This is a genomic window from Sulfitobacter sp., assembly GCF_039977885.1.
In the GTDB taxonomy this organism is placed as follows: domain Bacteria; phylum Pseudomonadota; class Alphaproteobacteria; order Rhodobacterales; family Rhodobacteraceae; genus Sulfitobacter.
Genome location: NZ_JBDWCI010000018.1, coordinates 128,077 through 145,890, shown reverse-complemented (window position 1 = coordinate 145,890; position 17,814 = coordinate 128,077). Strand labels below are relative to the sequence as shown.

At 57.9% G+C, this 17,814-nt stretch carries 17 protein-coding genes; 12 read left to right on the top strand and 5 right to left on the bottom strand.

The window, feature by feature from the left end; genetic code table 11:
• Positions 1–8 precede the first annotated feature (8 nt).
• Positions 9–962 (top strand): lipoyl synthase, encoded by a 954-nt coding sequence (gene lipA / locus ABJM03_RS12870; protein ID WP_348418096.1) that lies wholly within the window; start codon positions 9–11, stop codon positions 960–962.
• 33 nt (positions 963–995) lie between these two features.
• On the opposite strand, the gene ABJM03_RS12865 is transcribed toward lipA, so the two are convergent.
• Both ABJM03_RS12865 and hpt read right to left on the bottom strand, forming a co-directional pair.
• Positions 996–1,172: a hypothetical protein gene (locus tag ABJM03_RS12865; protein ID WP_348418094.1), complete on the bottom strand. Its 177-nt coding sequence runs from the start codon at positions 1,170–1,172 to the stop codon at positions 996–998.
• Entirely contained in the window at positions 1,172–1,717 is a 546-nt protein-coding gene (hpt, locus tag ABJM03_RS12860) for a hypoxanthine phosphoribosyltransferase (protein WP_348418093.1), read from the bottom strand. Before hpt ends, ABJM03_RS12865 begins: the two co-directional genes overlap by 1 nt.
• Positions 1,718–1,785: 68 nt before the next feature.
• On the opposite strand from hpt, the gene ABJM03_RS12855 reads away from it, so the two are divergent.
• Both ABJM03_RS12855 and ABJM03_RS12850 read left to right on the top strand, forming a co-directional pair.
• Positions 1,786–2,229, top strand: a complete 444-nt coding sequence (locus tag ABJM03_RS12855; RefSeq protein ID WP_348418091.1) for a type II toxin-antitoxin system RatA family toxin — start codon at positions 1,786–1,788, stop codon at positions 2,227–2,229.
• A 20-nt stretch (positions 2,230–2,249) separates the two neighbouring features.
• The gene (locus ABJM03_RS12850; RefSeq protein WP_348418089.1) at positions 2,250–3,515 is read left to right on the top strand and encodes an MmgE/PrpD family protein; all 1,266 of its coding nucleotides are present in this window, start codon (positions 2,250–2,252) and stop codon (positions 3,513–3,515) included.
• A gap of 9 nt (positions 3,516–3,524) precedes the next feature.
• Here ABJM03_RS12850 and ABJM03_RS12845 read toward each other — a convergent pair whose 3' ends face one another.
• From ABJM03_RS12845 to ABJM03_RS12835, 3 genes are read right to left on the bottom strand one after another with little or no spacing between them, the layout of a single operon-like run.
• On the bottom strand, positions 3,525–4,001 hold the full coding sequence (locus ABJM03_RS12845; protein WP_348418087.1) for a CinA family protein: 477 nt from the start codon (positions 3,999–4,001) through the stop codon (positions 3,525–3,527).
• Positions 3,991–4,476, bottom strand: coding sequence for a phosphatidylglycerophosphatase A (locus ABJM03_RS12840; protein WP_348418086.1), 486 nt, complete (start codon positions 4,474–4,476; stop codon positions 3,991–3,993). Before ABJM03_RS12840 ends, ABJM03_RS12845 begins: the two co-directional genes overlap by 11 nt.
• Entirely contained in the window at positions 4,473–5,603 is a 1,131-nt protein-coding gene (locus tag ABJM03_RS12835; protein ID WP_348418084.1) for a bifunctional 2-C-methyl-D-erythritol 4-phosphate cytidylyltransferase/2-C-methyl-D-erythritol 2,4-cyclodiphosphate synthase, read from the bottom strand. The genes ABJM03_RS12840 and ABJM03_RS12835 overlap by 4 nt, the downstream gene beginning before the upstream one ends.
• Before the next feature lie 205 nt (positions 5,604–5,808).
• On the opposite strand from ABJM03_RS12835, the gene dusB reads away from it, so the two are divergent.
• The 9 genes from dusB (at position 5,809) to hflX (ending at position 17,791) form a co-directional block, all read left to right on the top strand.
• A complete protein-coding gene (gene dusB, locus ABJM03_RS12830) occupies positions 5,809–6,786 on the top strand; it encodes a tRNA dihydrouridine synthase DusB (RefSeq protein ID WP_348418083.1) in 978 nt (325 codons plus the stop codon).
• A complete protein-coding gene (locus tag ABJM03_RS12825; protein ID WP_348418081.1) occupies positions 6,783–7,922 on the top strand; it encodes an ATP-binding protein in 1,140 nt (379 codons plus the stop codon). Before dusB ends, ABJM03_RS12825 begins: the two co-directional genes overlap by 4 nt.
• Before the next feature lie 3 nt (positions 7,923–7,925).
• Positions 7,926–9,293, top strand: coding sequence for a sigma-54 dependent transcriptional regulator (locus ABJM03_RS12820; RefSeq protein WP_348418079.1), 1,368 nt, complete (start codon positions 7,926–7,928; stop codon positions 9,291–9,293).
• A 176-nt stretch (positions 9,294–9,469) separates the two neighbouring features.
• Positions 9,470–11,638, top strand: a complete 2,169-nt coding sequence (locus ABJM03_RS12815) for a PAS domain-containing sensor histidine kinase (RefSeq protein WP_348418195.1) — start codon at positions 9,470–9,472, stop codon at positions 11,636–11,638.
• Positions 11,631–13,025: a sigma-54 dependent transcriptional regulator gene (locus tag ABJM03_RS12810; RefSeq protein WP_348418077.1), complete on the top strand. Its 1,395-nt coding sequence runs from the start codon at positions 11,631–11,633 to the stop codon at positions 13,023–13,025. The genes ABJM03_RS12815 and ABJM03_RS12810 overlap by 8 nt, the downstream gene beginning before the upstream one ends.
• Before the next feature lie 191 nt (positions 13,026–13,216).
• The gene (trkA, locus tag ABJM03_RS12805; protein ID WP_348418075.1) at positions 13,217–14,593 is read left to right on the top strand and encodes a Trk system potassium transporter TrkA; all 1,377 of its coding nucleotides are present in this window, start codon (positions 13,217–13,219) and stop codon (positions 14,591–14,593) included.
• Positions 14,594–14,604: 11 nt separating this feature from the next.
• Entirely contained in the window at positions 14,605–16,131 is a 1,527-nt protein-coding gene (locus ABJM03_RS12800; RefSeq protein WP_348418073.1) for a potassium transporter TrkG, read from the top strand.
• Between the two features lie 125 nt (positions 16,132–16,256).
• A complete protein-coding gene (gene hfq / locus ABJM03_RS12795; RefSeq protein WP_007119530.1) occupies positions 16,257–16,496 on the top strand; it encodes an RNA chaperone Hfq in 240 nt (79 codons plus the stop codon).
• On the top strand, positions 16,493–17,791 hold the full coding sequence (gene hflX / locus ABJM03_RS12790) for a GTPase HflX (RefSeq protein WP_348418071.1): 1,299 nt from the start codon (positions 16,493–16,495) through the stop codon (positions 17,789–17,791). Before hfq ends, hflX begins: the two co-directional genes overlap by 4 nt.
• Positions 17,792–17,814 lie beyond the last annotated feature (23 nt).

Sequence of the window (17,814 nt, the reverse complement as noted above, 5' to 3'; positions counted from 1 at the left end):
AGGTTCCCATGCGCGATCTAAAGATCCCCGAAATGCGTCACCCTGAAAAGGCACGACGCCCTGATAATCCCCAACCGAAGAAACCGGATTGGATCAGGGTCCGCGCGCCTGGCGGTAAAGGGTATGAAGATACCGCCAAAATCATGCGTGAAAACAAGCTGGTGACAGTTTGCGAAGAGGCGGGCTGTCCCAATGTTGGTGAATGTTGGTCGCAAGGCCATGCCACCATGATGATTATGGGCGAGGTTTGTACGCGTGCCTGCACCTTCTGCAACATTGCAACCGGTAAGCCGCCAGAGGCGCTCGATGTGTTCGAGCCGGGGCGTGTGGCGGATGCGGTTGCCAAATTGGGCCTGAACCACGTCGTTATTACGTCGGTGGATCGTGACGATGTCGAGGACGGTGGTGCGGAGCATTTTGCCCAAACCATCCGTGCTGTCCGGCACCGCGCACCGGGCACAACCATCGAGATTCTGACCCCGGATTTCATTAAATGCGGGCCCGAAGCACTTGAAAAAGTGGTCGAGGCCCGTCCGGATGTATTTAATCACAATCTGGAAACAGTACCGGGGCTGTATCCCGAAGTGCGCCCCGGCGCGCGGTATTTCCATTCATTGCGGTTGTTGCAACGGGTGAAAGAACTGGATCCGTCGATGTTTACCAAATCCGGTATTATGGTCGGTTTGGGCGAAGATCGCCAATCAGTGATACAGGTGATGGAGGATATGCGCGCCGCAGATATCGATTTCCTGACCATCGGCCAGTATTTGCAACCCACGCCGAAACACCACAAAGTGGACCGTTTTGTGCATCCGGACGAATTCAAAGCCTATGAAACAGCCGCATATGGCAAGGGGTTCTTGATGGTCTCTGCAACGCCGCTGACACGGTCTAGTTATCACGCGGGCGATGATTTTGCGCGTTTGCGTGAGGCACGGCTGCAAAAGCTCGGACGGGCCTAAACAGGATTTGCCGCGCCTTTGGCTGTGTTTCAGTCAAAAACGGCGCGGCAAACGTTCGGCCGTGGCCCAATCTGGCCAGAAACCGAAATGTTCCAATCCAAAAATTACCAAAGCAATCGCAATGACTGCTGCCAGCAGGATGAGCCGTTTGAACGATGGCGGGTTTTGCGCCCATCGTTTGGCGCGCATCAGATGGCGCGGGTTCAACATCACAGCGTATCGGTAAATTGCACCTTGCCGATATAGGGCAGGTTGCGATTGCGTTGGGCAAAATCAATGCCATAGCCAACGACAAATTCATCCGGTATCTCAAAGCCGGTGTAATCGGCGCTGAGCGCAATTTCGCGGCGGGCGGGTTTATCAAGCAAGGCAACCGTGCGCAGCTTGGCCGGTTCGCGCGCGCGCAACATGTTGATGACATGCGACAGCGTATAACCCGTGTCGACAATATCCTCGACCAGCAGCACATCGCGGCTCTCGATGCCGCCGCGCAAATCCTTGAGAATCCGCACCTCACGTGAGCTTTGGGTGTCGTTGCCGTAGCTTGATGCTTCGATGAAATCCACTTCGAGCGGCAGGTCCAGCTCGCGCACCAGATCGGCGATAAATACGAAAGACCCGCGCAGCATACCGACAACGATCAACTTGTCGGTATTTGCAAACTCGGTTTCGATCTCGATACACAGCTGTTCAATACGTGCTGCGATTGCTTTGGCAGAGATCATACGGTCGATGACATAAGGACGCGCCTGCATGGTTACCTCTTGATTGTGCCCTGTTGCGGGCTTTGATAAAGCGCTACCCAAAGCTTTGTAGGAAATCAATGCCCACACATTCCGAGACCCGCACGCTGCCTTATACGGCTCAACAAATGTACGATCTTGTCAGTGACGTGGCGAGCTACCCCAAGTTTTTGCCGTGGACGGCGGCCGCACGGATCAAGACAACGCAGGTTAACGGGGATCACACGGTGATGGACGCCGATCTGGTGATTTCGTTCAAAGTGTTCCGCGAACGGTTCACCAGCCGTGTAACCCTTTGGCCCGCCGCCCAGAAGATCGACACCGAATATCTCGACGGTCCGTTCAAATACATGAAATCGAACTGGGCGTTTCGCGATGTCGAGGGTGGCTGTGAGGTGTCATTTTTTGTGGATTTCGAATTCCGCAATGCTGTTTTGCAGAAGATTATAGGCGTTGTTTTCAATGAGGCGATGCAACGGGTGGTCAAAGCGTTTGAGAAGCGGGCGAACACGCTTTATGGCTAGCCCCGACAGGGGAGAATGCCATGGGACTGACCGATAAGCTTGTGAAATTTGCCACCGCGGATGTGCCTGAAGAGGCCGCTGCGATGATCCGTTTGTCCCTTTTCGATTGGGCCGCTTGCGGGATCGCCGGTGCGCAGGATGGCGCGCTGAACAGTTTTCGGCAGGCGCAATTGGTCGAAGAAGGTCCGGCCCACGTGTTTGGCGGCGATGCGGCGGGTGCGGCGCAGGCTGCGCTGATAAACGGCACGTTGAGCCATGCGCTGGACTTTGATGATGTGCATTTTGCCTATGGCGGGAATCCTTCGGTGGTGGTGCTACCTGCTGTGATTGCCTTGGCCGAAACCCTTGATGTGCGTCTGACCGATGCGGTGGATGCTGCAACCCTCGGGATCGAAGCGGCGATTATGGTCGGTGTCTGGCTGGGCGGGGAACATAGTGCGGCGGGATTTGATGTAACGGCCACGGCAGGGGCCTTTGGTGCCACATTGGCCGCCGCGCGCGTGCTGGGATTGGACAAGCCGCAAACACGTCATGCGATTGATCTATGCGCAAGCATGGCCTCGGGGCTTGCGGCGCAGGAGGGCAGCACAGGCAGGGCTTTGAGCGCCGGATTGGCTGCGCGCACCGGGGTCGAGGCCGCACTTTGGGCGCAGGTGGGTATGACGGGACCCGATAAGGGGGCCGAGGGCTTTGGCGCTGCACATCATGCTGAGGTCATTGTCGTAAAACCGCCGCGCAAAGAGTGGCAAGTCAGCGAAATCACCCATAAATTCCATGCCTGTTGCCACGGGGTGCACGCCACAATCGAAGCGCTGAGTGCTGCAAAGATTTCGGCGGATCGAATCGCGGGTATCAAAATCCGGACCAACCCGCGCTGGATAGAGCTGTGCAATAACGCCAGCCCCAAGAACGGCCGTGACGCGCGGTTCAGCTATACGCAGGCGGCTGCCATGGCGGTGCTTGGGTATAGTACGGGCCGCATTGATGCATTTTCGGATGAGATCATGCGCGACAAGGATGTGCGCGCTGTCAGGAATATGACCGAGGTGACAGCGGATGAAAGCCTCAGCAGTGCGCAGGTCCTGATCACACTCACGCTCGAGAGCGGCGAAGTGCGCCGGTTGCGCCATGATCTGCAATCGCCAATGTCGTTGGAAAACCGCGCGGCCAAACTGCGTGAAAAAGTGAAAGGCCTGTTGGGCGAGACCCGTGAAGAGGCACTGTGGCAGGCTGTGATCGGGCCGGAGCTTGATGCGGTGACAGCTTGTTTTGGCACGATGGAATAGCCTGTTCGGCTAGGGCGCTGGCATGCCCGCAAGCGCATTCAAAAGCATTTCAAGCGCGTGATCACAGGCCGCTTGACGCACAGCTTCGCGGCCCAAGGCACCAAATTCGACCGTGTGGGCGGTCACGCCTTTTGCAGTGGCCAGCCCGAAACAAACCCGACCTTCGGGTTTGTGTTCGCTTCCCCCCGGTCCCGCGATTCCGGTAAGGGAGACCGCAAGCTGTGCTGCACTACGGTCAAGCGCGCTTGACGCCATCTGTTCGGCAATCTGTTCCGATACGGCTCCGTGGTCCTGAAGGGTTTGCGCCTGCACGCCCAGCATGTCGATTTTCGCGGCGTTTGAGTAGGTAACAAAGCCCCGCTCGAACACGGCTGATGATCCGGCCAGATCGGTTAGCGCGGCGGCGACCATGCCTGCGGTGCAGCTTTCGGCGGTGGCAATCATGATGCCGCGTGCGCGTGCCAATTCAAGGATTTCAGAACGCATGGTAAAGCCCGGCAAGCGCGACAACTGCCAGCGCGGCGAAAACACCGGCAAACACATCATCCAGCATCACGCCAAGCGCGTCACCGCGTCTGTCGGCCCAGCCGATAATCCATGGTTTGGTGATGTCGAACAGCCGGAAAAATGCAAATGCCGCAATCCAGCCCGGCCACATTACGGTGATATCTATGCCCATGCGCCAGCTCGCGATGGATAAGGGAAGCAAGGCAATCCATTGGCCGACCACTTCGTCGATGACGATCTCGGAAGGGTCGTGATCTTCAGACCCTTCGGTCATTTTTGCGGTCGCCCACCACCCTTTGAGAAACGCGGCGATAATCCCGATCACCAGCAAAGGCATTCCGCCGATCACATGCAACAGCCAGCCCCAAGGCAGCGCGACAAGTGATCCCCAGGTGCCGGGCGCTGGCCGCAGATAGCCAACTCCCATTACCGTGCCGATCAGACGCGCGATCATGGTTTCACCAAGGTAGCTGTGGCCATGCAGGCAATGCCCTCGCCACGACCGGTGAACCCCAAACGTTCAGATGTGGTGGCTTTGACGGATACACGGTCCAGATCGATTCCTACCATCTGGGCAACGGCTGCGCGCATGGTAGCTGCGTGTGGGCCAACCTTGGGGTGTTCGCAAATCAGGGTGCAGTCGATATGGCTGAGGGTGAAACCCTGTTCGCGGGCCATGTTTGCTGCGTGGGACAAAAAGATATGGCTTTCGGCACCTTTCCACTGGGGGTCCGAGGGCGGGAAATGGGTGCCGATGTCGCCTGCGGCCAGCGCACCGTAAATGGCATCGGTTATTGTGTGCAGGCCCACATCCGCATCGGAATGCCCGACCAACCCGTGGGTATGGGGAATGGCCACGCCGCAAAGCATGACATGATCTCCGGGCCCGAAGGCGTGTACGTCAAATCCATTGCCTGTACGAACGTCCATGCGTTTCTCCAATATGCGTGCTGCGCGGGCGAAATCGTCCGGCGTTGTGATTTTGATATTATCTGGATCGCCTATTGTGATGGCAACTGCGCGTCCTGCCGCACGGGCCACGGCCACATCATCGGCGGCGGGACCGCTATAGCGTTCATGTGCGGCGGTGATGACCTCACGCCGGAACCCCTGCGGTGTTTGTGCGGCAAACAGCCCCTCACGGTCTCGGGTGCCGGTGACGTTGGTCTTTGTACCTGTCCAAAGCGCGTCGGATATGGCCAGCCCCGGCGCGGCTGCTTCGTTTGTGTGCAGAGCGCCAATAACATCACTGATCACACGGCTGCTGACACAGGGGCGGGCCGCGTCATGGATCAACACCGCGTCACATTGGGGCAGGGCGGCAAGACCGGCCTGCACCGACAGGCTACGCTCGGCCCCGCCCGGGACCACGTGGAAGCCCTGTGCCTTGAACGATTCTGCGTGGGTCATATCATCGGCGTGCAGCACGATGGCGATGTCATGCACATCGGGGTGGCCCGCAAAGGCGGCCAGCGTGTGGTCAATAACGCGCCGACCACATAGTGGCTGCCACTGTTTTGGAACCGCACCGCCAGCGCGGGTGCCGCGACCGGCGGCAACAATCAGGGCACAGATGCGCATATCGCTCACTTTCCATTGATTTGGCCTGTCTTAGGAAATCCGCACGGGCGGTGCAATGCAGGGGCGCGTGTAGATTGGGCATTGCCTGCCTGTTTTTTGTGCGTTGGTGTGGGCGGGTAAGCAGTTAGATGTGGCGAATTTGTTGTGAAGCCCCAAACTTTGAGTTAGTTCGGTGACAAACGCCTATGGATTAAGCACATCTGACATGACTTTCCCGCTCGCCGTAACCCCTCCGGTTTTTCTGGCTCCTATGGCCGGAATTACAGATTTACCCTACCGCAGCCTTGTTGCGCGGTTCGGTGCAGGTCTTGTTGTGTCTGAAATGATCGCTTCGGGTGAGTGGCTCACCTCGCGTCCGGGCACCCGTGAGAAGGCGGAATTGGGCTTGGGAATCGAAGGCACTGCGGTGCAGATCGCGGGCCGCGAGGCAGAGCCAATGGCACGTGCGGCAAAGATGATCGAAGATCAGGGCGCGCGGTTGATTGATATCAACATGGGCTGCCCTGCGAAAAAAGTTACTCAGGGGGCGTCGGGTTCGGCGTTGATGAAAACACCGGACCATGCGCTGCGGCTGATCGAAGCTGTGGTAGAGGCCGTGAATGTGCCGGTCACGCTCAAGACGCGGTTGGGTTGGGACGACGATATGTTGAATGCGCCGCAGATCGCTGCGCGCGCCGAAGCCGCCGGTATTAAAATGATTACGATTCACGGGCGTACCCGCTGTCAGTTCTACAAAGACCGTGCCGATTGGGCCGCCATTCGCGGTGTGGTCGATGTGGTGGATATTCCTGTTGTTGCCAATGGCGACATCATTGATACGGCGACTGCACAGGCGGCACTGGACCTATCAGGTGCGGCAGGCGTGATGATCGGGCGCGGCGTGCAGGGGCGGCCATGGCTGCTGGCGCAAATTGCCCATGACCTGCACGGCACGCCCGCGCCGGTCATCCCCCAAGGGGCAGATTTCGTCGACATGGTGCTGGAGCATTACGAGGCGATGCTAGGGTTTTACGGAACAAAGCTGGGACTGCGCGTGGCGCGCAAACATTTGGGTTGGTACATGGATTACGCACAAACGCCAGAGGCTTTGCGGCGCGCGGTGCTCACCGCTGGCAGCATTGAGCAGACGATGATCCTGCTGCCCGCCGCGTTGGATTCGGCGCAGTGGGATGCGGCAGCATGAGCGAGAAAGCGACACATATTCCGGCTGGTGAAGGGGCGCTTTGGGCGTCGTTGCCTGTGCCTTCGGTGTTGGTGGATCGGGATGACAAGATCACCGATATAAACGCGGCGGCCGAAGGATTTTTGAACACCTCTGCCAAGGGTGTGATCGGCGCACCGGTCTGGGATATGCTCGCGGTGGATGCGCCACTAGAGGAAGCATTTGCCCGCGCGCGCGATACGCAGTCAACTTTGTTTGTGAATGATGTAGACGTGGGCAGTGGTCAGCGCCCACCGCTACAGTCGCAGTTGCAAATTGCGCCCTTGTCGGGCTCGGACGGGGTGATGATCCTTATGATCTCTCCGCGTGAACTGGCCGGTCGAATGACCCAGAACCATTCGGTGAAATCTTCGGCCAAATCGGCGATCGGCATGGCCGAAATGCTGGCGCATGAAATCAAGAACCCGCTGGCTGGCATCACCGGTGCGGCGCAATTGCTCAGCATGAACTTGCCCAAGGATGATCTGGAGCTGACGGATCTGATCGTCGCTGAAAGCCGGCGCATCGTTAAGCTGTTGGAGCAGGTCGAGCAATTCGGCAATCTGATGATCCCCGAACGCGGGGCTGTGAACCTGCATGATGTGCTGGACCGCGCCCGCCGTTCTGCCTTGTTGGGCTTTGGCGCGCAGATGAAAATCATCGAGGATTATGACCCCTCCCTGCCTTTGGCATGGGGCGATAAGGACCAGTTGCTTCAGGTGGTGCTGAACCTTGTCAAAAACGCCGCCGAAGCCGCAGGCGAGGGTGGCGGCACGATCCGTTTACACAGCTATTATGAACATTCCTTCCGTCTGCGCCGTGCGGACGGGCGCGGGATTGCGCTGCCCCTGCAGATCGAGGTCATCGATGATGGCCCTGGCCTGCCGGAAAATATCGCAGGCGATGTATTTGATCCGTTTGTATCGGGCAAGGAAAACGGCACCGGGTTGGGGCTTGCTCTGGTGAGTAAGATCATTTCCGAACACGACGGCTGGATTTCGGTCACCTCGACGCCGGGCCGTACGATTTTCCGCATCTCTCTGCCGCGCGCGGATGCGACACAAGCAAACAATGATGCGGAGGGCAGCACTGCTTCCTCACGCGTAAAGGAGACGTAAGATATGGATGGCACAGTTCTGGTTGCAGATGATGATCGCACCATTCGAACCGTTCTGACACAGGCGCTTACACGGGCAGGCTGCAAGGTGCATGCGACCTCAAGCCTGACGACGCTGATGCGGTGGGTGTCCGAAGGGAAGGGCGATGTGGTTATTTCCGATGTCGTCATGCCCGACGGGAATGGTTTGGAAATGTTGCCCAAGATCGCGCTGGACCGTCCTGATCTGCCTGTCATTGTAATTTCGGCACAAAACACAATCATGACTGCCATCAAGGCAGCCGAGGCCGAGGCCTATGATTATCTGCCCAAGCCGTTTGATTTGCCTGATTTGATGAAACGCACCGCACGGGCGCTTGAGCGCTCGGGCACACCGCGGCGCGCGGCCGAGGTTGCGGCACCGTCTGACGAAGATGATTTGCCGATGGTTGGCCGCACCGCGGTGATGCAGGCATTGTACCGCGTGATTGCGCGGGTGATGAACACGGATCTTCCCGTGTTGATCTGGGGCGAAAGCGGCACCGGAAAATCATTGATTGCGCGGGCGGTGCATGACCTCTCCGATCGCCGTTCCTTGCCGTTTGTGACTGTGACCGAGGCTGATCTACGAGATATCGAAGGCCCTGCGCGTGTCTTGGCGCGTGTGCGCGGGGGGACGCTGTTGATCGACGAGATTGGTGATATTTCCGAAGAGGTACAGGCCCGCATCGCCCGCATGATGGATGCCGAGACCGACAACCAGCCCCGTTTCATCGCGACGTCGCAGACCGATCTGGGGCAGGACGCATCAGATACCAAGCTGCGCCGCGATCTGTTCTACCGCCTGTCGGGAGCCACTCTACACGTGCCTGCGCTGCGCGACCGTGTCGAGGACATCCCGCTTTTGGCGGCCTATTTTCTTGAGAAAACAGAAGCCGCCGTGGGCGCACCTCATGCGCTTTCGGAAGGGGCGGCAAAGGTGTTTGCCAACTACACATGGCCCGGCAATGTGCGCCAGCTCGAACATGCGATGAAACAGCTGGCCCTGACCAGCCGCGCAGAAGAAATCACCGCCGCCGAAGCCGAACAGATCGTCGGGGGCCAGCCGGGCCCTGAGCCAAGCCGCGCCATTGGCAATAGTGAAAAGCTGGGCGCGAGCGTCGAGCGCCATATCCGCCGATATTTCGAATTGCATGGCAATATGTTGCCACCTCCGGGTCTGTACCAACGCATTTTGCGTGAGGTCGAAGGCCCGCTGATCGAGGTGGCATTGGCTGCAACCTCAGGAAATCAGGCCAAATGCGCCGAGCTGTTGGGGATCAACCGAAATACCCTCAGAAAGAAAATCACAGACCTCGAAATAGAGGTTACACGTGGTCGAAAAATGATGTAAAACTGTCACATAATCGTGGCCAGCAAGGGACATACCTAGTTAGGACCACATGAATAATGGCGGTACGGTGCATCTGCACCACATCAGGTGAGGGTCCATCCGTGGCATCCCGAACACGTAATACTTGGCTGGCTAAACTGTCGCATCTGCGACGGATCAAACGTGTGCGCACGGCGATGACTCTGGGCCTTGTGGTGCTGGGGCCTTTGCTTGCGCTGGCCACCTATCTGGCGCTGGGGCCGCTTGACCGTGGGGGTACAAATTTCCTGCGCGTTATCCTGTTGCTGGATATGGTCTATATCCTTTCACTTGCGGCGCTTGTGCTATCGCAGGTGGCGCGGCTGGTCATGGCCCGCCGGGCCAAATCGGCCGGATCACGGCTGCACCTGCGGCTGACGGGGGTGTTCGCGCTGATGGCGTTGATTCCCACCGTTTCGGTCGCTGTTTTCGCCGTGCTCACCATCAATGTGGGGATCGAGGGCTGGTTCTCTGAGCGGGTGCGCGAAGTGGTGGGGAATTCACTGCTGGCCGCCGAAGCCTATGCCGAGGAAGAGCGCGCAGGCCTGCGTGACGATGCCCTCAGCCTTGCGCGCAGCATCGACCGCGCGCGGCGTGGTGGCATTGATCTGGGCGATAGCGAACTGTTGAGCGAAGGACAGCGCCAGATCCAGCGCGGCCTGAGCGAGGCTTATATGATTGACGGTACGGCCGAAATCCGCGCGCGCGGGGACCGTTCCTATCTATTTGATTATGACCGCCCCTCGGCCGAGCAAATCGCCACGGCAAGTGCCACCGAAGTGCGCCTGATCGAGGATTGGGAAGCAAATGAATTTCGCGCTCTTGTCCGGCTGACTTCGTTTGTTGACCGTTTTTTGTATATTACCCGCGAGGTTGACGGCGAAATCCTGAGCCTGCTTGACGATACACAGGAAACTATCCGCCTTTACCAACAGCTGGAAAACGAACGTGGCCGGATGTTGTTCGAGTTCGGCCTTTTATATCTGGCTTTTGCGGTGATCATTATTCTGGCGGCGGTCTGGTTGGGGCTGTGGTTTGCTGAACGCCTGTCTGGTCCGGTGGGGCGTTTGACGGGGGCGGCGCAACAAGTCGGCGCAGGGAATCTGGATGTGCAGGTCCGCGAGGATGATGGTGACGATGAAATCGCCATGCTGGGCCGCTATTTCAACCAGATGACCAAACAGCTCAAGGGCCAGCGCAACACGTTGCTTGATAACACCCGTCAGATCGAACGCCGCCGCCGGCTGTTTGATTCTGTGCTCAGTTCAGTCACCTCCGGCGTTGTCGGGCTTGATCCCGAAGGCCGGGTGACCTTTGTGAACCGGTCGGCCATGCGGTTGCTGGATTGGGAAGAAAGACAGCAGTCCCTTGCCCTTACCGTGGCTGTGCCTGAATTTGGTCCGCTCTATGATACCCTGACCTCCACCCCGACCGAGACCCTGCAACAAGAGATCAAGGTTTCTCGTCAAGGGCGGATGGAGAACCTGCTGGTCCGTATGGCCACGCGGCGCACGGATGAGGGGCGGCTTGAGGGCTATGTTGTGGCCTTTGATGACGTGACCGATCTGGTCAGCGCCCAACGCATGGCCGCATGGGGCGATGTAGCGCGGCGGATTGCCCATGAAATCAAGAACCCGCTCACGCCGATCCAGCTGAGTGCGGAGCGGATCAAGCGTAAATTCGGCCCCAGACTGGGTGATGATAGCGACAGCCTTGAACAGATGACCGGCGTGATCATTCGCCAGACAGGTGACCTGCGCCGCATCGTGGATGAGTTCAGTAAATTCGCCCGTATGCCGGAACCTGACCGCCGCGCGCAGGACCTTAACCAGCTGGTGCGCGATGCGGTTTTGCTCCAAAAAACAGGCAGACCGGACATAAAGATCATATCTGATGTACCGCAGGGGGAGTTCCCCGCGCTCATCGACGGGACAATGATTACACAGGCGTTAACGAACCTGATTAAAAACGCGGGCGAGGCGATAGACACATTGAAAGAAGAAGGCGCACCCGACGGGCTTGTCCCGCAGATTTATGTGCAGTTTTACGTGCAAGACAATGCGGCCCATATCACGGTGGCCGATAATGGTATCGGTCTGCCAGAGGACCGCGCGCGCCTGTTCGAACCTTACGTGACAACACGCAGCGAGGGCACAGGGCTGGGCCTGCCTATCGTTAAAAAGATTATCGAGGAACATGGCGGAAGCCTGACCCTCGCAGATGCCCCCGTTTTCGAGGGGCAAAACCACTTTGGCGCCTTGGCACATATCGTGTTGCCAATGGATGCCTCACTGAATGCGGGCAATGAGGAGCAAGACAATGGGTGATATTCTTATCGTTGATGACGAACGAGACATTCGCGAGCTGATATCGGATATTCTGGAGGATGAGGGGTTCACGACCCGTCTGGCCGGAAACTCCGATGACGCAATGGCTGCCGTAAACACCGAGCAGCCTGCGCTGATGATCCTCGATATCTGGCTCAAAGACAGCAAGATGGACGGTATCGACATCCTGAAAACTGTCAAACGCGATAATCCGGACGTGCCCGTTGTGATTATCTCGGGGCATGGCAACGTCGAAATCGCGGTGGCTGCGATCAAACAAGGGGCCTACGATTTCATCGAAAAACCCTTTAATATTGACCAGTTGATGGTGGTAATCCGCCGCGCTATGGAAACCTCGCGCCTGCGCCGTGAAAACCTTAGCCTCAAACGCAAAGACCGCGCCAACACCGAGATGATCGGTGCTTCGGGGACATTCCGCACCTTGGTCAGCCAGTTGGACAAAGTCACCAAGTCCAACGGCCGCGTCATGTTGACGGGCCCTGCAGGGGCCGGCAAAGAGGTCGCCGCGCGCTACATCCACACCCATTCGAACCGCGCCTCGGCTCCGTTTATTACTGTAAACTGTGCCGGTGTTGCACCCGAGCGCATGGAAGAAGTCCTCTTCGGGCGCGAGACACCTGAACGCGGCGTTGAACCTGGCCTGCTGGAGCAGGGCCACGGTGGGGTCGTCTATTTCGATGAAGTGGCCGATATGCCCTTGGGGACCCAGTCAAAAATCCTCCGCGTGCTGGTGGATCAGCAATTCACCCGTGTGGGCGGTAATGATAAAATTCGCGTGGATTTGCGTGTTATATCCAGCACAAACAAAGACTTGTTGGTCGAAATTGAAGCGGAAAATTTCCGCGAAGAGCTTTATCACCGCCTGAACGTTGTCCCGATCGCTGTGCCTTCGCTGGCCGAGCGTCGTGAGGATATTCCGCTTCTGGCCAATCACTTCATCGCTGAGTTTAACAGCACCCAAGGGTTGCCGCAGCGCGAAATCTCAGATGATGCGCAAGCCTTGATGCAAACGATGGTCTGGCCCGGCAACGTGCGCCAACTCAAAAATATGGTAGAGCGCATTTTGATTCTGGGCGAAGGCACAGCCCCGATCGAGGCCCGCGAATTGCCGGGTGAAGAAGACCACAGCGAAGAAGAGGGCCGCGTGGTCCTGTCGGGCGCAATGGCAAGCCTGCCGCTGCGCGAAGCACGCGAGGCGTTCGAGCGTGAATATCTGCTGACCCAGATCAACCGCTTTGGCGGCAATATTTCCCGAACAGCCAATTTCGTAGGCATGGAACGCTCGGCCCTGCACCGTAAACTCAAAAGCCTCGGTGTGGTGACTTCGGCAAAATCCGGCAGCCGTGTTGCCCATGTCGACGACTAACCGACTATCTTTCCATAGCTGGAAATATTCCGGAGAAGCCTTGCCCAACGGGGCAAGGCGGGGGCCAAGCCCTTAAACTTGCGCCCTTGGGCCAGTGCTGACATTTGAATTGACCCTGCTGCCGCCTTCTGACATTTCTATACGCCTCAGACGCAGGCGTGCGCGCAGTCGCAGCAGGGGATTTCCACACCATGAAAGTCATCATATGCGGCGCGGGTCAGGTCGGTTGGCAAATCGCGCGCCACCTGTCCGGCGAGCGTAACGACGTTACAATCGTTGATAGCAACACTGATCTGGTGCGCCGCGCGACAGATACATTGGATGTGCAGGGCGTTGCGGGCTTTGCCAGCTATCCCGACGTGCTGGACCGTGCGGGTGCGCGGGACGCGGATATGATCATCGCTGCGACCCATTCGGACGAAGTGAATATGGTGACCTGTCAGGTCGCCCATTCGGTTTTCGGGATCAACCGCAAGATCGCGCGCTTGCGGTCACAGTCTTATCTGGATGCCATCTATTCTGACCTCTACCGCCGTGACCATCTGCCCATCGACGTGGTCATCAGCCCCGAGCGTGAAGTTGCGGCTGCGGCTTTGCAGCGGCTTTCGGCACCGGCGGCTTTCGACACAGAGATTTTCATGGAAGGCCATGCCCAATTGCTGGGCATTTGTCTGGATGAGGATTGTCCGGTGCTCAATACGCCGCTGCGCCAGTTGACGGATCTTTTCTCGACGCTTCGTGTGGTTGTGGTGGGTATCCGCCGTGAGGGCCGGTTGTTTGCGCCCGAACCCAAGGACCAGCTGTTCGCCAATGACGATGCTTATCTTTTCGTGCATCGGGATGATGTGTCCCGCACGATGGAGGTGTTTGGCAAAACATCCACGACACAGGACCGCGTTGTGCTGGTTGGTGGCGGCAATGTGGGGCTCTCGGTTGCTCATACGCTTGAAACCCGTGCAAAACGCGTCCGCGCCAAGGTCATCGAGAAAAGCCGCGACATCGCCGAACGCGCAGCCGAAGCGCTGGAGCGCACGATTGTACTGCATGGGGACGGTCTGGATGCGGCGTTGCTTTCCGAAGCGGGCATTGACCGCGCTGATGCGATGCTTGCGGTTACGGATGACGACAAGACAAATATGCTGGCCTGTGTGCGCGCCAAGGCCGAAGGCTGTCCCTATGTCATCGCCTTGATCAATGACCCCACGCTGGTGCCGTTGATGCAACCGCTGGGGATTGATGCCTATATCAACCCGCGTGCCACAACGGTAAGTTCGATCCTGCGCCACATCCGCCATGGTCGCGTGCGTGCGGTGTATTCCATTGGGGATGCCGAGGCCGAGGTGATTGAGGCAGAAGTGCTTTCGACATCGCCCATTGCCGGTAAAAAGATCAGCCAGATTGATTTCCCCGAAGGCGCGCTGTTGGGCGCTGTGCGCAAGGGCGATAAGGTGTTCCGCCCGATGGGGGACACACGGATCGAAGAAGGTGACGTGATCGCGGTATTTGTAATGGCCAAAGATGTGTCACAGCTGGAACAGCTGATGCAGGTCTCGATCGACTTTTTCTAGGAGCGCAGACTGTGGAGCGCACGACCCACCTTAGACGCGACCTGACACAGCTGCCGCTGTTTTTGCTGCTCTTTGGTGCTGGTGCGGCTTCTATGTTTGTGCCTGCAGCCTACGGGGTTGTTTCGGACCAGCATGCAACGTCACAGGCATTTTTCTATGCGGGTTTGCTGGGCTCGATGGTGTTTTTGCTGATCGGTGTGGCACATGCCGGACGCAGCCCGCGGCACGGGGCGTTGGGGCCGCTTTTATCACTGTTTTGCGCATTTGTCTTTTTGCCTGCCTTTTTCGCGGTTCCCTTCGTCGAGGCCCTGCCGACTACCCGCTATATCAATGCTTATTTCGAGATGCTCAGCGCATTGACGACCACGGGCGCGACCCTGTTTGACGACCCAAGCCGGCTGAATGGTACGCTGCATCTGTGGCGCGCGCAGGTTGGCTGGATGGGCGGGCTGTTGATGTGGGTGGCTGCTGTTGCCGTATTGGCACCGCTTAATCTGGGCGGATTCGAAGTCACAGCACAGGCGGAACCGGGCCGCAGTGAGGGCGGCCTGCATAGCACTGCACCGCTCACGCCACGGCAGCGGATCGGGCGGGCATTGACCACGCTCGCGCCGCTTTACGGCGGTTTTACCCTTATTTTGTGGATCGCTCTGATGGCGACGGGGCAGGAGTCGTTAGATGCGGTGATCCATGCGATGTCGGTCATGGCTACCTCTGGCATTAGCGGTGCAGCGGGCGGCAATGGCGGTGTTATCGCGGAAATTATTATGGCCATGTTCATGCTTTTTGCCTTGTCGCGCCTGACGTTCAGCTCGGACACGGTGACAGCGACCACAGGCGGTTTGCGTACCGACCCCGAATTCCGCCTTGGGCTTGCGATCCTTGCGCTGGTGCCTTGTGTCTTGTTTGCACGGCATTTTATCGGGGCCTTCGAGTTGGCGGTCGAGCCGCCTTTGACAGATGCGCTTGCCGCGTTCTGGGGCGCGCTTTTTACGGTTTTGTCTTTTCTGACCACAACGGGTTTTGTGTCTGATTACTGGGCGGATGCACGCAGCTATTCGGGGCTGGCGACACCGGGGTTGATCCTGATGGGGCTGGCGTTGATCGGGGGCGGGGTTGCGACCACGGCTGGCGGGGTAAAGCTGTTGCGGGTCTATGCGCTCTACCGCAATGCGCTGCGCGAAATGGATCAGCTTGTGCATCCGCATTCGGTGTCTGGTGCCGGGCTTGCGGGGCGGCGGTTGCAATCGGGCGGTGCGTTTATTGCGTGGATCTTTTTCATGCTTTTTGCGCTGTCGTTTGCTGCCGTGACGCTGGCGCTGACCTTGTCAGGGGTAGGGTTCGAGGATGCGCTGGTGCTGGCAATTGCCAGTCTGTCAACGACTGGCCCGCTTGTGGAATACGGGGCCGCCGAACCGATCCGCCTGATTTTGCTGGATGATGCGGCCAAGGGGATTCTCTCGATGGCGATGGTATTGGGGCGCCTTGAGACGCTTGCGATCATCGCATTGCTCACTCCCGATCTGTGGCGTAGCTGACACGGCACAATGGGGGGGATGTTGCTTGTCCTCCTTTTGGGGTGGAAACTTCTTTAATGGGGCTTCATAAACGCAATAATGATATGCCATCCGGCATCCTATAAGAATAAATGAAAGATCAAACTATGGCGTCTGACAGACAGAACCTACAGGATGCGTTCCTGAACCATGTGCGCAAGACCAAAGTACCGGTTACAATTTTCCTGATTAACGGCGTTAAACTGCAAGGTGTGATCACCTGGTTTGACAACTTTTGTGTGTTGCTGCGTCGCGACGGTCAGTCACAGCTTGTATATAAACACGCCATATCCACAATAATGCCAAGCCAGCCGATCAGCCTGTACGAAGGCGAAGACGCTTCTTGAGCAAGCCTGACTTTCAGATTGACGAAACGGATGGCCCCGCGTTGACACGTGCGTGGGTGCTGCATCCTGACATCAAAAATGACAATTCCCGCCGCGATCCCGGACCTGCATTGGCCGAGGCTGCGGCGTTGGCCGAGGCATTGCCCAACCTCGAGTTGATCGGTGCCGATGTGGTGCCATTGCGTGCGGTCAGTGCAGGCCATCTGTTCGGCAAGGGCAAGATCGAGGAAATCGGCAAGATTTTGCACGATGAAGAGATCAAGCTGGTTCTGGTCGACGGTCCCGTCACCCCTGTACAGCAGCGCAATCTTGAAAAGGTCTGGAAGGTAAAACTGCTCGACCGCACGGGGCTTATTCTCGAGATTTTCAGCGATCGCGCAGCCACCCGCGAGGGTGTGCTTCAGGTTGAAATGGCAGCCCTCAATTACCAGCGTACGCGATTGGTGCGCGCATGGACCCACCTTGAGCGTCAACGCGGTGGCCTTGGTTTTGTCGGTGGTCCGGGTGAAACCCAGATCGAATCCGACCGCCGTGCGATTGACGAACAATTGGTGCGCCTGCGCCGCCAGCTTGAAAAAGTCGTGAAAACCCGCGCATTGCACCGCGCAGCACGTGCCAAGGTACCTTATCCGATTGTGGCCCTTGTGGGCTACACGAACGCGGGTAAATCGACGCTGTTCAACCGGCTCACCGGTGCTGATGTTTTGGTTAAAGACATGCTCTTTGCCACGCTTGACCCTACGATGCGGTCGCTTGAATTGCTGGACGGTCCCGAAATTATTCTCAGTGACACGGTTGGTTTTATTTCTGATTTGCCGACCGAACTGGTCGCTGCTTTCCGTGCGACACTCGAAGAAGTGCTGGCCGCCGATATCGTGCTACATGTGCGCGATATCAGCCATGCCGAGACAGAAGAACAGGCCCGCGATGTGCGCGAAATTCTGGCTTCGCTTGGTGTGCCGCCAGAAACCAAAACCTTCGAGGTCTGGAACAAACTGGACTTGTTGCCCGATGATAAAGCCGAAGCCATGCGCGAGCGGGCGGTGCGCGACGAGTCCGTTTTGGCGATCTCGGCCATTTCCGGTGAGGGGCTGGAGGTCTTGCAAAATGCGGTGGCCGAAGCTTTGCAAGGCGCGCTGCGCACAGGCGAGCTGACGCTGGGCTTTGCTGATGGGCGCAAACGTGCGTGGCTCTTTGCCCAAGATGTCGTTGTGCACGAAGAGCAGACCGAAGAGGGGTTTGCCCTTGAGGTGCGTTGGTCTGCTGAAGTCGAGGCAGCCTACCAAAGGCTTTGACATTGGGCGATTGCGCGCCATCT

Excerpts from the sequence above, each read along its gene's own strand:
- lipA (WP_348418096.1), top strand. The coding sequence starts at position 9 with ATGCGCGATCTAAAGATCCCCGAAATGCGTCACCCTGAAAAGGCACGA.
- ABJM03_RS12825 (WP_348418081.1), top strand. The coding sequence starts at position 6,783 with ATGAGCGAGAAAGCGACACATATTCCGGCTGGTGAAGGGGCGCTTTGG.
- hfq (WP_007119530.1), top strand. The coding sequence starts at position 16,257 with ATGGCGTCTGACAGACAGAACCTACAGGATGCGTTCCTGAACCATGTG.
- ABJM03_RS12820 (WP_348418079.1), top strand. The coding sequence starts at position 7,926 with ATGGATGGCACAGTTCTGGTTGCAGATGATGATCGCACCATTCGAACC.
- ABJM03_RS12845 (WP_348418087.1), bottom strand. The coding sequence starts at position 4,001 with ATGCGTTCTGAAATCCTTGAATTGGCACGCGCACGCGGCATCATGATT.
- ABJM03_RS12810 (WP_348418077.1), top strand. The coding sequence starts at position 11,631 with ATGGGTGATATTCTTATCGTTGATGACGAACGAGACATTCGCGAGCTG.
- ABJM03_RS12850 (WP_348418089.1), top strand. The coding sequence starts at position 2,250 with ATGGGACTGACCGATAAGCTTGTGAAATTTGCCACCGCGGATGTGCCT.
- ABJM03_RS12855 (WP_348418091.1), top strand. The coding sequence starts at position 1,786 with ATGCCCACACATTCCGAGACCCGCACGCTGCCTTATACGGCTCAACAA.
- ABJM03_RS12815 (WP_348418195.1), top strand. The coding sequence starts at position 9,470 with ATGACTCTGGGCCTTGTGGTGCTGGGGCCTTTGCTTGCGCTGGCCACC.
- ABJM03_RS12840 (WP_348418086.1), bottom strand. The coding sequence starts at position 4,476 with ATGATCGCGCGTCTGATCGGCACGGTAATGGGAGTTGGCTATCTGCGG.
- dusB (WP_348418083.1), top strand. The coding sequence starts at position 5,809 with ATGACTTTCCCGCTCGCCGTAACCCCTCCGGTTTTTCTGGCTCCTATG.
- ABJM03_RS12865 (WP_348418094.1), bottom strand. The coding sequence starts at position 1,172 with ATGTTGAACCCGCGCCATCTGATGCGCGCCAAACGATGGGCGCAAAAC.
- trkA (WP_348418075.1), top strand. The coding sequence starts at position 13,217 with ATGAAAGTCATCATATGCGGCGCGGGTCAGGTCGGTTGGCAAATCGCG.
- hpt (WP_348418093.1), bottom strand. The coding sequence starts at position 1,717 with ATGCAGGCGCGTCCTTATGTCATCGACCGTATGATCTCTGCCAAAGCA.
- ABJM03_RS12835 (WP_348418084.1), bottom strand. The coding sequence starts at position 5,603 with ATGCGCATCTGTGCCCTGATTGTTGCCGCCGGTCGCGGCACCCGCGCT.